Raw genomic sequence first — 13,509 nt, forward strand, 5'->3', positions numbered from 1 at the left:
TAAAGGGCCATTTAATTCCGTTTAACAAAGGTACTGGTCATTAAGGCGATTTATTTTAGTCAATAAATCGCCTTAGTGACATAGAATAGTCATGTACGAAATGCACAGAGACCTACCAAAATTAATGCTATGGATTTATCTCTGACATTCTTAAACTACAGACGAGCGTTTAATATTTGAAGGTGGTATTTAATTTGTCGAGATCTTCAGCACTTTTATTTACCGCTATACCATAATGATTTACTTGCGTTGCCAGTTTACTATTTTCTTGAGAAATATTATCTATGGTATAAACACTATGCGTTATTTGATTGGCAACGACACTTTGTTCTTCAGCCGCGGTGGCAATTTGAGCCGTCATATCACTGACATCATTTACGTTATCGATAATATTTTCCATTCCTTGCTTTATTTTAGTACTATCGGCAGAGCATTCTTCGGCATTAGCTTTGCTAGCAAGCATCACCTCACTCCAATTTTTTAACGAATTTTGTAATTCAATAACAGAAGTTTGGATCTGAACCGTTGCTCCCTGAGTCCTACCCGCTAGCGTTCTGACTTCATCGGCAACCACAGCAAAACCTCGACCCTGCTCACCCGCCCTTGCCGCTTCAATGGCAGCATTCAATGCCAGTAAGTTGGTTTGATCCGCAATACCCTGAATTTCAGACATGATCGTTGCAATTTTATTGACATCAGTGACCAATTCAAGCGCACTACTGGCCGCTTGATCGACATCACACGCCAAACCATTAATTTTATTTTGGCTAATTTCAATAACCTTGATATTTTCCCGACACTCGTTTTGTACCATTAACACTTTGTCATGTGTCTGATGGGTATTTAAACTGACTTCAGCAATAGTCGCACTCATTTCAGTTATGGCGGTTGCAAATTGTGCTAGATGTGAATTCTCTTCTTCTATACCTTGCAGCATTTCTGTTGAAGCATTCTCTAATTCATCAGCAAGCCTGACTAGTGTGCGTCCTGAATCAGCACTCCGCCCAAGTATTGTGCGTACCCGAGCTTTATATAACTCTATAGGGTAAGAGATAATACTTAATGGTCCTTGCCCTGAAAAAATTATACGTGAAGGGCTATCGAATCGTATTTTGGTTTTGGCGACGTAATTTGGAAAGGCAAACAGCTCGGGTGAAAAAACCAGAGCAAGTAAACCGATACAACCAAGCAGTACTATAGGTGGAACGATTGAATGGGTATATGTCCCTATACCCAAAGAGGCTATGGTGATGAGCACTATAGCCAATAACCTTCTTAAGTGAACGTTAGTCTCTAAACCGGAGACTGAGCCTTTATTATTGAGGGTATCATACAAGTGTTGCGCCTTTTGTTTTTGCTCGTTACTCGGCAATGTTCTAACGGACTGATAGCCGGTCACTTTTCCATTTTCATAAACAGGTGTTACATAGGCATCAACCCAATAATAATCGCCATTTTTACAACGATTTTTAACCATTCCTCGCCAAGAATCCTCTTGTTTAAGTTTACGCCATAAATCAGCAAATGCCGCTTTAGGCATTGATGGATGTCGAACTATATTATGATGTTGTCCAACAAGTTCCTCAAGAGAATATCCGGCAATGGCACAGAACTCAGGGTTCGCGTAAGTTATTCTTCCCATAAGATCTGTAATAGAGACCAATTGTTCAACTGCCGAGAAAGTTTTTTCATTATTTAAAGTGTGATTCATAGTATTTCTTTTATCAGTAAATGTAGTTAACGTTAATCAGCTTTTGCTAAGCAAAAGCTCAAACTCATCAATCGGTACGGGCTTACTAAAGAGATAACCTTGATAATGCATGCAGCCGTTATCCAATAGGTATTGTCTTTGTTCTACCGTTTCGACACCCTCGGCAATGACGTCAATATCTAAGCTATGCGCCATGGTAATGATAGTGCGTACAATCGCCTTGTCATTGGCATCCGTGGCAAGGTCACGGACAAATGACTGGTCTATCTTTAATTGATTAAGTGGTAATAGTTTTAAATATTGTAAAGACGAATAACCCGTCCCAAAGTCGTCTAATGAAAATAAAACACCTATTTTGCTCAGCACATTCATTTTGGTAATGATGTGGCTGATGCTTTCCACCAATATACTTTCGGTTAGCTCTAACTTGAGTTGTGCGGGGTTAATCTCATACTCTTGTAGGGTGGTTTTTACCTGCTCTACAAAGTCTGCTTGATGAAATTGCTTAGCACTGATATTGACGGCGAGTACAAGACCTTCTGTCTGGGGGCTTTGTTGCCATGCTTTAAGTTGAGCGCAGGCCGTGTCTAATACCCATTGCCCTATCGGTAAAATAAGCCCTGTTTCTTCGGCTAACGGAATGAAGTTAAAGGGTGAAATCGGGCCACGTTCTGGCTGTTGCCAACGGATTAAGGCCTCAGCCCCTAATGCTTGACCAGAGCTGCTAACCTGTATTTGATAATAGAGCTGAAATTGTTTGTACTTAATGGCTTTGCGTAGTTCATTTTCCATGTCTGCACGGACAGTGATAGCTTCTTGCATGGTTTGATCAAAGAAACGCAAGGTGTTGCGTCCTGTGGCCTTGGATTGATACATAGCAATATCTACTTGCCTTAATAATTCCTCTGATGTCAGTTCATATCCACTGAATACTGTCGCGCCGATACTTGCCGTGCTGCGATGCTCATTCGCACCCAGTTGGTAGGGTTGAGTCAGTGCAAAGATGATTTTGTTGGCCAAATTCTTGGTTTGGGCCGCCGCTTCAATAGCTTGCTCACTCAGATTTTCTAGCAAGACCACAAACTCATCGCCGCCTAATCGGGCGACGGTATCAATTTTTCTTACACCGTTAATTAAACGCGTGGCGACTTGTTGTAAAAGCGTATCTCCCGCCTCGTGGCCGAGGGTATCGTTGAGGATTTTAAAGTGGTCTAAATCAAGTAATAGCAATGCAGCACACTTATGACTCCTCGCACTGCTCGCTAGGGCGTGGCCAAGCTTATCAAACAGCAGGCGGCGATTTGGTAACTGAGTCAGCGGATCGAAGTAGGCGAGACTATTAATTTTTGCTGAGGCCGCTTTGTTCTTCGTCGTATCTGTGAATGTGCCAACATAATTAGAGACCCTCCCGCTCGCGTCTTTTACTGCAGTCACCGTAAGATGCTCTGGATAGACTTCGCCATTTTTACGCTTATTCCATATTTCACCTGCCCATCCACCTATACTGTTGATGCTCTGCCACATGGTATCGAAGAAGGCTTTACTTTGTTTTCCTGAGCTGATTAGGCGTGGTGTCTGCCCGATGGCTTCTTCTGCGCTGTAGCCTGTAATACGGCTAAATGCGCGATTCACCCGAAGAATATTGCTGTTAGCATCGGTGACAAACATAGCTTCTTGAGATTCAAAAACGGTGGCGGCAATCCGACATTCACTAGCGATGACTAACTCAGCAACCCGCTTATCTTTTTCTTTATTTTGAAAGCACAATTGGTCATTAGCGATGACTAACTCAGCAATCCGCTTATCTTTTTCTTCATTTTGAAAGCACAATTGGTCATTAGCGATAACTAACTCAGCTACCCGCTTATCTTTTTCATCATTTTGAAAGCGCAATGGGTCATTAGCGATGAACAACTCAGCAACCCGCTTTGCTTTATTTTCGTCTAAATTCAAAGTATAAAACCTTTTTTAGTTTTAACATTATGTAACAGTCTATGGTGTCATCGGCATATATTTTAAATTTATTCACCCTTTTAGCTTCCCTAGCATTTTACGAGTGAACGTTATTTTTAAGCTTGCTATTAATTGACTAGCATAAATAGATCCAAGATATTACATACTATTTCATCAGCTATAACATAAAAAAGCGATGGTTATGCCATCGCTTTTTTAAGGTAGCCCAAGTCATTAACCTAGGCTTTGAGTTAGTTAAAAGTTATAAGAGGTACTCATGAATAGGTTTCGACCTACCACATCATAGATACTGGGTACTGTGCCCATATCATTACCGCCAAGTACTGCCTCAGGTTCAATATCAAAAAGGTTTTTAACGCCGCCATTAACAGCCCATTGATCATTAATATGGTATGAGGCAGAAACGTTATGGTAGATAATATCATCAGTGGCGAATTGCTCACCGTAATATTCACCATCCATGCCACGAATAAACTGCGCACTATAAAGTACGGTTAGATCTTCAGTGACATAGCCAGAAACCGATAAATTAGACTTAATATCAGCGTAGCCACCAATATTGCCATCGATAGTGCCGGTGTAGTCTGTGTCGTCTTGTTCAAATTCAATTAAGTACGTGGTATCAAAAGTAACTTTAAACAAGTCATGGCTATAGCTGACATTCCAATCAACACCTGAAGTTTTTTGCGAGCCTATATTGGTTAATTGAGCGCTTAGGTCAGATAAATCACCACCCGCCGTAATATTTACCGCTGTACATGAAGCTTGAGCACCGTTAAAGCAGGCATTCAATTCTTGCTGAACATCAACGCGGCTAATAGCATTGGTAATATCAAATGCCCAGTAATCTATTGTCGTAGAAAGGTTGTCAGTTAACTCCAACACAGCACCCAAAGTAAATGACTCGCTTTCTTCCGGCTGTAAGTCTTCATCACTGGTGTAATTGACTTTAATTTGTGCATCTAGCTCATTACCCCATGGGTCACTCAAATAGTCATAAGAGCCGCTGTCACCGCCGTATAATTCACTTACACTCGGTGCTCTAAAGCCTGTAGCGGCTACTGAACGCACCATAAAAGAATCATTCACTCGGTACGTGGCACCTAGTTTCCACGTTATCTCACCACCAAAAGTAGAGTACTGGTCGTAACGCGAAGCGGCTTCAAAGGTTAACTCATCAGTGACTGGCACTGAGACTTCACCGTAAACTGATTGCACAGAATAGTTACCGTCAGTAGCAAACTGCTGTGCTGCGGTGCTTTCACCTTTTTGAGTCACTTCATCAGGAGTATAGTAACCACTTTCATGACGGGTTTCAAAACCCACTGCATAACCAACATCGCTTTCAGTTACACCACTATAACCCGCAGCTAAAGTAAATTGCTCATTGCCGCCTTCATTTTCCTCATTGTATATAATGCCTTCAGACACTAAGACACTTTTATCAAATGCTTCACCACTGAACCAAGTGCTTTGGTCTTGGTAGATACTAGTTGCCATATTATCGGCATGAATTGAATTTTGAACGCTATCTTTCGAGTCATTTCGACCGTATGTTGCCGAAATATCCCACATAGCATCATTGTCTAAATAACCTTTAAGGCCGATTGACGCACGATAAGTATCAGTTTCTTGTGAGTAGATACGTGGGCCAGCGTCAGTCATACGACGTCGGTAATTTACTTTATCACCAATAACATGGTGATCATCGGGATCATCAATAGCTGAGTTAAGTTCATCAAAAACGTCTTGAATGTTGTCAATATGTACAGAATTCAACTTATTGGAGGCTAAATCTAAGTTCGCTGGCTGTGGTGCTAATTGCTGATTAGATTCACGGCGTGTATACATTAAATCAACATTGAGCTCAGTATCTGAATCTAGCGCAGTATTGTAAGCCGTAAAAAAACTTAATAATTCATTCGGTGTTTGCGCATAGCTATCATCAGTATAGTCGTATGAAGTGTCTCTTGACTTAAAACCACCTGATGCATCTGCAACTAGACCCGCTAAAGAACCTTGTGGAATAAATGACGATGCACCCGGTTCAACAAAATCACGGTCAGATTGAATAACTTCACCACGGTCAGAATACTGTAAACCTAAAACTAAATTACCGTTAGCTAGCTCTACACCATGTAAAATATTAATACCTTTACTCGTAGCGTCACCTTTATCAGTTTGGCTGCCTTCAACGGTTAACTCAGTACCAACGAAGTCTTTTTTAGTGATAATATTAACTACACCGGCAATGGCATCAGAACCATAAACAGCAGACGCACCATCTTTAAGAATTTCAATGTTTTTGATCATGGCAACGGGTATGGTATTCAAGTCCACGGCTGAATCAGCACCTGTGCCTGATGACACCATACGGCGACCATTTAATAGTACCAAAGTGCGTTGAGCACCCATACCACGTAAATTTACTGTTGCCGAACCGCCTGAGCCATTATTAGTGGTAGCGCCTAAACTCATGCCTGCAGCAGTAGGCTGTGCTGATAATATTTCTGCTACTGAGGTGTAACCACTTTGGGTAATAAATTCTGACGATATTACCGTTATTGGGCTTGCTGTTTCAATATCAGTACGGGTGATACGTGAGCCTGTTACCTCGATACGTTCAACACTTGCCATTTGCTTTTCTGCAGCACTAACCTGACCAGCAACAACTAAAGAGCTAGTGGTACCTGCGAGTAAAGCAACGCGAATAGCATGGCTTAAAAATTTTTCTGAATACATTAAATTCTCCAAACATCGATGATGAGCTTTTTTATAAAGCGGCGTTTTATCGCCTAAAGCAATTTTGCGACAAAAGTTCAGTGAGGTTTGTTATTTAATGTTGAAGAGTTGTAATGTAACGTTAGAGCGTTGTAACTTTTATTGTGATTATGTTACTTTAAGTTAAATTCTTGTCCTTAATCTAAGTTTAAGTAGTTGTTTTATAGTCATAATAATTATATTGTCGCGATAAAGAGTTTTCTATCATCATGCTTCACAGCTATATAATACCAATCTCACTCATTATCTGATCATTTTCACTGGTTAAAATAACCCACTACTGCGTTATTTATTTAATAATCAGAACAACGAGTGATTAAAATAAATGCCTTATATTTGGCCATTTTTCCTGCGTATAAAGTAGACCACCTAATTAATGAAATTGGTATAACAAAGACAGGCTGTTTATTTTGCAGATAAATTCTGCGCATAAAAAAACCGGCAGAAAGCCGGTTTAAATTATGTTTTATTAGCGCTAGGCTGCCATGGCACCTTTTAACTTTGCTAAGGCATTTTTCTCTAGTTGTCGAACGCGCTCTGCTGATATTTCATATTTATTCGCTAACTCTTGTAAGGTAGTTTTTTCGTCATGCAACCAACGAGTACGAATAATATCTTGGCTTCGCTCGTCAAGACCGACTAAAGCATTACTTAGCCTTTTATTGGCGTGCTGCTCCCAATTCGAATCTTCTACTTCAGTAGCAAGATCGGATTGTTTATCTTCTAAATATTGCGCTGGAGAATAAGTACTGGCGCTAGCATTATCATCATCATCAGTTGATAATTCGAATGCTTGATCTTGATTACTCATCCGAGATTCCATTTCCCAAACATCTTTGGGTGTTACACCTAAGGTATCAGCAACATTATGGACTTCATCGTGACTAAACCAACCTAAACGCTTTTTATTTTTGCGTAGGTTAAAAAATAATTTTCGTTGTGCCTTGGTAGTGGCAACTTTAACGATACGCCAATTTTTTAGCACAAATTCATGAATTTCAGCTTTGATCCAATGCACAGCAAATGAGACTAGTCGCACACCCACCTCTGGATTAAAGCGTTTAACCGCCTTCATTAAACCTATGTTACCTTCCTGAATTAAGTCAGCTTGTGGTAAACCGTAGCCGGCATAGCCTTTAGCAACATGAATAACAAAACGAAGGTGCGACATAATTAACTCTTGCGCCGCTTTTAAATCATTTTCAGAATATAAACGAGTTGCTAATTCACGTTCCTTTTCAGCTGTTAGCATTGGAATGCTATATGCTGATTGCACGTATGCCTCAATGCTGCCACTTTTGGGCACAGTTAACGCCATTGATTGCATTGCTTCACTCATTTAATAACTCCTCTATCTAATCTGGTCGATGATAATAACATAGATACCCAAAACACCTCAAGATCCTCATTTTAGTGAAAAATGAAAACAATACCAAACAATACGAAGCTGGGTGTATGAAAGATCAACATAACTTTAATGAACTAACACTAGCTTAGAAGACAGAGTGAAACAATACTCTCTGCCAATATTATCATGAATAATTTGTTAAACTTTGTCACCAAGATGAAAATCAGTATAAATTACAAGGTAGTGGTGAGTAGAAAAAGCAATTAAAAACAGAGGATATTAATCTGCAGTTGGCTCAATTGTTCGGATATGTTGACGTACAGAAATGAAACTGCCTAATAAACCTAAGCCTATTGCCGTTAGTTGTAGTATCGCTAATTCATTAAATGATAAGCCTGACAAAACGAATTGGCTTTGATACAGATCAGTTAACTGGCGTAAAGCGCCAGAAATATAGTTGGCTAAAATAGCGACACAAATACTCGCCACAAAACCACCGAGTAACCCGTACCAAATGCCCGCATATAAAAATGGCCGCTGAATAAAATCATCTGTCGCGCCCACTAATTTCATCACAGCAATCGCATCTTTTTGGTTAAGTATGGCCAATCGAATAGTGTTGCCAATAATTAAGACTACGGATAAACACAATAATATGGCGATACCGATAACAACATCTTCTATCAGAGCTGCTATGGCCTGTAATCGAGTCAGCCATTCTAAATCCAATTTACCTTGATCAACAGCGCGCTCTTGTTCTAATTTAAGTAATAACTCATGGGCAGCTTGTGCCTGGCTAAAACGTTTAATTGGCGTTACCAATAAGGTTGCCGGTAATGGGTTTTCATCTAAATATTCCAATGCTTGGCCAAAACCAGAACTCACTTTAAACTCAGTTAATGCCTGTTCAGCAGAAATATAAACAACATTGTCTACTTCAGGATAAAGCTGAATACGTTGCACCAGGTTTTGTGCGACTTTTTCCGAGGTTGATAGCTGCAAAAACAAAGTGATTTCTGAGGCAGAATTCCACTGTTCGGTAACTGTTTGGGTGTTTTTTACAAACAAATGTAAGGTGGCAGGCAAGGTTAAACTAATACCTAAAACAAGTACGGTCATCACCGAAGTAAAGGGTGTGCGCCACAAGTCACCTAAGCTCCCTATAGCTTGCTGCAAATGCCGTAAAACTCTGGCAGTAATGCGTCCAGTCCAGTTTAAATGCTGACTATTATTGTGGCGAGTATCATTAGCTGCCATTACGTTCACTTATCGTTTGTAAACCATCAACAATACCGTCGGTGATCATATGACCTTGCTTTAAAGTCAGTGTGCGATACCTCATGCGGGCAATTAACCCTAAATCATGGGTCGCAATTAACACACTGATGCCCATATCATTAAACTCTTCAAATAATCGAATAATATCTAATGAAAGCTTAGGGTCTAAATTACCCGTAGGCTCATCTGCTAGTAATATGGGTGGCTTATTAACAATCGCCCGAGCAATGCCGACACGTTGCTGTTCGCCACCCGAAAGCATATTTGGAAAGCACTTTAATTTACTGGTTAAATGCACTTTATCAAGTGCCGCTTCAACACGCTTACGAGTTTCTTTGTGACTATAGCCTTCAATAATCAAAGGCAGAGCAACGTTATCAAAGACAGTGCGGTCGGGTAACAAATTATGGCTCTGAAAAATCATACCAATACCGCGACGTACATAAGGGACTTGTGCATACTTAATGGTAGATAATTCAGTACCATTAATCTCAATACTGCCAACCGTTGGCTTTTCCATCACACTCATGAGTTTTAATAAGGTACTCTTACCCGCGCCAGAGTGACCCGTTAAAAACGCCATTTCGCCAGGAGCAATAGTGAAACTCACTTTTTTAAGTGCTAAAAATCCTCCTGGGTAGGTTTTACTAACGTTATTAAATCGGATCATATCAAGTCTTATTACTCTTGTGCTTCGCGTGTGAACAAGGCGTCAATAAAGTCATTACCATTAAATGGCCGTAAATCATCAATAGCTTCACCAACACCTAAATAGCGAATGGGAATAGCATGCTTATCCGCCACAGCAAAAACAACACCACCCTTTGCAGTACCATCAAGTTTTGTTAATACTAATCCAGTTAAACCCACAGCTTCGTTAAAAAGTTTAGTTTGGCTTAAGGCATTTTGCCCGGTACCCGCATCTAGGGTTAACATCACCTCATGGGGAGCATTAACATCGAGTTTTTTCATTACTCGTACCACTTTTTTCAGCTCTTCCATCAAATGGCTTTTATTTTGTAAGCGCCCAGCCGTGTCGGCTATTAACACGTCAACACCACGCGCTTTAGCGGAACTGATAGCATCAAAAATAACCGAGGCACTATCAGCACCGGTATGTTGAGCAATGACCGGCACATCATTTCGATCACCCCATACTTGTAATTGTTCAACCGCCGCAGCACGGAAAGTGTCTCCTGCTGCCAACATAACCGACTTGCCTTCGGCCTGAAATTGCTTAGCTAATTTACCAATAGTGGTGGTTTTACCCACCCCGTTAACGCCGACCATTAAAATAACATAAGGGCTGTTAGATGGCGGGATCACTAGGGGCTGGGTAACAGGTTCAATAATTTTTTTCAGCTCAGCTTTTAATAAATCATATAAAGCTTCGGCATTTTTTAGTTGCTGACGCGATGCAGATTCTGTTAACGCTGTAATAATTTTTGTCGTGGTTTCAACACCTACATCTGCTAGCAATAAATGGGTTTCGAGTTCTTCAAATAATGCTTCATCAATTTTTTTACCGCTAAATAAACTGAAAAGCCCACCACCTAAATTTTGCCGTGTTTTAGTTAAGCCCTGCTTTAAACGGGCAAAAAAGCCAACTTTGGGCTCTGGCTCTGGCTCTGGCTCTGCAGGTAAGTCTTCAATAATGGCATTGTCGATTGCAAGCTCTTTTGCCGGTGTTTGCTGATTATTTTGAGTCACTTTTTCTTCATGACTCATCGCATCAGTGGTTAAATGCTCTTCAGAGGCCGCTACTTGCTCAGTCTCGTCAATAACATTCTCAACAACTGAGGCCGCGTCTTCTTGCTGTTTTTTACCCAGACCTAACCAGGAGAACATACCTTTTTTCTTTGACATAAATGTATTTACAATATTAATTTGATGTAGAGGTTTACTACTAAAACCATCTATCTAAGGCATGTTCTAACTTGAACAATTCATTAGATTAATTGCTATTCGCGGGTAAACAAGGATAAAATTGTCGATATAGTATCACCTAACCTGCCGACAAAAAACAAAAGCTGTTTAAGTTATGAGCAAAGTCAAAAAACAATCAGAAAAAAGCACCCCAAAAGGCCATATTCGCATTATTGCAGGCCAACATCGTGGTCGAAAATTACCCGTATTAATAGCCGATGGTTTGCGGCCAACTACCGATCGTGTCAAAGAAACGGTTTTTAATTGGCTCATGCCTTATATTCAAGACGCTAATTGCTTAGATTGCTTTGCCGGCTCTGGTGGGCTGGGTTTTGAAGCCATATCTCGCGGCGCAAGTTCAGCAATTTTAGTTGAGTTGAATAAATCAGCGGCTCAGCAATTAAACGATAATAAAGCGTTACTCAAAGCCAGTAATATCCGAGTCATACAGCAAAATGCCTTAAACTTTTTGCACAGTAACCAACAAGCTTATTCGTTAGTGTTTATTGATCCACCTTTTAGAAAAGGCCTAGCGCAAAAAGCCGCTGAATTATTAGTCGAAAAAGGCTTAACTGACGAAGCATTGATCTATGTTGAAATGGAAGCTGACGATAACCTACAAATAATGCCAAGCCATTGGCAACTTTTAAAGGAAAAGGTGGCTGGCCAAGTCATCTATCGACTCTACCAAAATGGTTCAGAGTAAGGACAGCGCCTAAGCATTAGCCTTATTTACCCCAAGTTAAATTAGTTGCGTTGATTAAAATGTGCTAAAAAAGCGCCATCAGGCGCTTTTTTTATTCGTCACTCTTCCTATTTACCCGCAGATTTAGGCCACAGTTTTAGATCATGAAAATCAAAACTAAAATCTGTCGCCCAAGACACTGCTTTCATACTGACATAGCTAATACTGCCATCGGGGTTTAAATTAAAGTTCACATAAGCATCGGCTTCTAAGGTGCGATCGTCCCAACGTACAATAAAAGTATTGTGCTGATAATGCGCTAAGGTGCCATGCAGTGCCGGGGTATTAGCAAACTGCATAACTAAGTGGTTATTTTCTAAGCTAATGGCTATTTCACCGTACCAATCATCCACATAACTTTGCGCATAACTGGCTAACGGTAAAGAAGGTGTTGAGCTTTTATCCGCAGCTGCAGCCACTTTTGCTAACTGTGCTTTTTTGTTGGCATTATCTTTTTGCTGCAATCTAGCATAATGCGCAACCCAATCTTTTTCGGGTAGCTCAAGATATTCAGTCAAAATTTGTTGAGATAAGGCATTAAAAGCAAAACCTGATTGTTGATTGGTTAAAATAACCATGGCTAAATTTTCTTCTGGTACCATTACCACTTTTGACACCATGCCTAATATGCCGCCGGTATGTCGTACGACTTTTACACCATGATAATCTTTAACAAACCAACCTAAAGCATAAGCATAAAAATGCGTTTTATCTTGCTCGCTAGTTTGTGGTAAAACCGGTAAAAGCGTACGTGCTTGCCACATTTCACGACTTTGCTGTGCACTAAAAAGCCTTAACGCTTGATCGCCATCAACACCGTATTGTCCAAGATTAAGCTGAGCTTTAAGCCATAACGCCATATCATTCACACTGGATACAACCGAGCCTGCTGATGAAAATTTCTCTAAAAAATTTCCACCAATAACCTGCAACTCACCATCTAATAACACATGAGCGCGAGCCACATTTTGATTACTTTTAGGGATTAAAGAGAAAGTTGCGCGGGTATTATCCATGCCTAATGGCGCAAAAATGCGGTGTTGAATAACCTCTTGCCAAGGTTTATCTGTGAGCTTTGCGATGATCTCACCCGCAATAACATACATTAGGTTGTCATAAGCAAATTCACTGCGAAAGCTCGACACTTGTGGTAAATATTTTAAACCTTTAATAATGTCTTGATTGCTTAACGTGGTTTCTGGCCAGATCATTAAGTCGCCAGCACCTAAACCTAGGCCACTGTTATGCGACAATAAATCAATAATAGTGAATTCTCGCGTAACAGTGGCATCGGGTAGTTGAAACGCTGGAATGATATCAATAACTTTTGTTTTCCAAGTCAATTTCCCTTCGTCTACTAAGCCCGCTAACAATGCCACTGTCATGGCTTTAGTATTTGAGGCAATGCCAAATAAGGTATCGGCAGTCACTTTTTCTTTACTGCCTTGCTTAAGCACACCAAAGCCTTTACTTAGCACAACTTCATTATCTTTAATAATTGCCACAGCAATGCCGGGCACTTGAAATGCTGCCATGGCCTTACTGACTGACAACTCAATATTAGCGACCTTGCCACTGACAGTTTGATTTGCAGCTTCAGCAAAGCCCAAAGGAGAACAAAGTAGTGCGCTAACCCATAACCATGTATAAGGTAATTTCATTTACCGTCCTATTTTTATTGTTATTCGTTGTCATAACGCTAACCAAGTTGTGGTCTTTCATTCATATTAGCATTCATCGTACAAA

The 13,509-nt window shown here is 40.4% G+C and carries 9 protein-coding genes; 1 reads left to right on the plus strand and 8 read right to left on the minus strand.

The window, feature by feature from the left end; all coding sequences use genetic code 11:
• Positions 1-169 precede the first annotated feature (169 nt).
• From H4J54_RS18600 to ftsY, 7 genes are all read right to left on the minus strand, one after another.
• A complete protein-coding gene (locus tag H4J54_RS18600; RefSeq protein WP_182192422.1) occupies positions 170-1,711 on the minus strand; it encodes a PAS domain-containing methyl-accepting chemotaxis protein in 1,542 nt (513 codons plus the stop codon).
• A gap of 36 nt (positions 1,712-1,747) precedes the next feature.
• Positions 1,748-3,664: a bifunctional diguanylate cyclase/phosphodiesterase gene (locus H4J54_RS18605; protein WP_182192423.1), complete on the minus strand. Its 1,917-nt coding sequence runs from the start codon at positions 3,662-3,664 to the stop codon at positions 1,748-1,750.
• 255 nt (positions 3,665-3,919) lie between these two features.
• Positions 3,920-6,427 carry a TonB-dependent siderophore receptor gene (locus H4J54_RS18610; RefSeq protein ID WP_182192424.1) on the minus strand — a complete coding sequence of 836 codons (2,508 nt, stop codon included), beginning with the start codon at positions 6,425-6,427 and terminating at the stop codon, positions 3,920-3,922.
• Between the two features lie 514 nt (positions 6,428-6,941).
• Positions 6,942-7,805 carry an RNA polymerase sigma factor RpoH gene (gene rpoH, locus H4J54_RS18615; protein ID WP_182192425.1) on the minus strand — a complete coding sequence of 288 codons (864 nt, stop codon included), beginning with the start codon at positions 7,803-7,805 and terminating at the stop codon, positions 6,942-6,944.
• A gap of 288 nt (positions 7,806-8,093) precedes the next feature.
• Positions 8,094-9,071 (minus strand): permease-like cell division protein FtsX, encoded by a 978-nt coding sequence (ftsX, locus tag H4J54_RS18620; protein ID WP_182192426.1) that lies wholly within the window; start codon positions 9,069-9,071, stop codon positions 8,094-8,096.
• The gene (gene ftsE, locus H4J54_RS18625) at positions 9,061-9,762 is read right to left on the minus strand and encodes a cell division ATP-binding protein FtsE (RefSeq protein ID WP_182137086.1); all 702 of its coding nucleotides are present in this window, start codon (positions 9,760-9,762) and stop codon (positions 9,061-9,063) included. Before ftsE ends, ftsX begins: the two co-directional genes overlap by 11 nt.
• 11 nt (positions 9,763-9,773) lie before the next feature.
• Positions 9,774-10,958, minus strand: a complete 1,185-nt coding sequence (gene ftsY / locus H4J54_RS18630) for a signal recognition particle-docking protein FtsY (protein WP_182192427.1) — start codon at positions 10,956-10,958, stop codon at positions 9,774-9,776.
• 175 nt (positions 10,959-11,133) lie between these two features.
• Between ftsY and rsmD the strand changes: the two genes are divergently transcribed.
• Positions 11,134-11,724: a 16S rRNA (guanine(966)-N(2))-methyltransferase RsmD gene (rsmD, locus tag H4J54_RS18635; RefSeq protein WP_182192428.1), complete on the plus strand. Its 591-nt coding sequence runs from the start codon at positions 11,134-11,136 to the stop codon at positions 11,722-11,724.
• Positions 11,725-11,831: 107 nt separating this feature from the next.
• On the opposite strand, the gene H4J54_RS18640 is transcribed toward rsmD, so the two are convergent.
• Entirely contained in the window at positions 11,832-13,424 is a 1,593-nt protein-coding gene (locus tag H4J54_RS18640; RefSeq protein ID WP_182192429.1) for a serine hydrolase, read from the minus strand.
• Positions 13,425-13,509 lie beyond the last annotated feature (85 nt).

This window comes from Colwellia sp. MB3u-8, assembly GCF_014076985.1.
In the GTDB taxonomy this organism is placed as follows: domain Bacteria; phylum Pseudomonadota; class Gammaproteobacteria; order Enterobacterales; family Alteromonadaceae; genus Cognaticolwellia.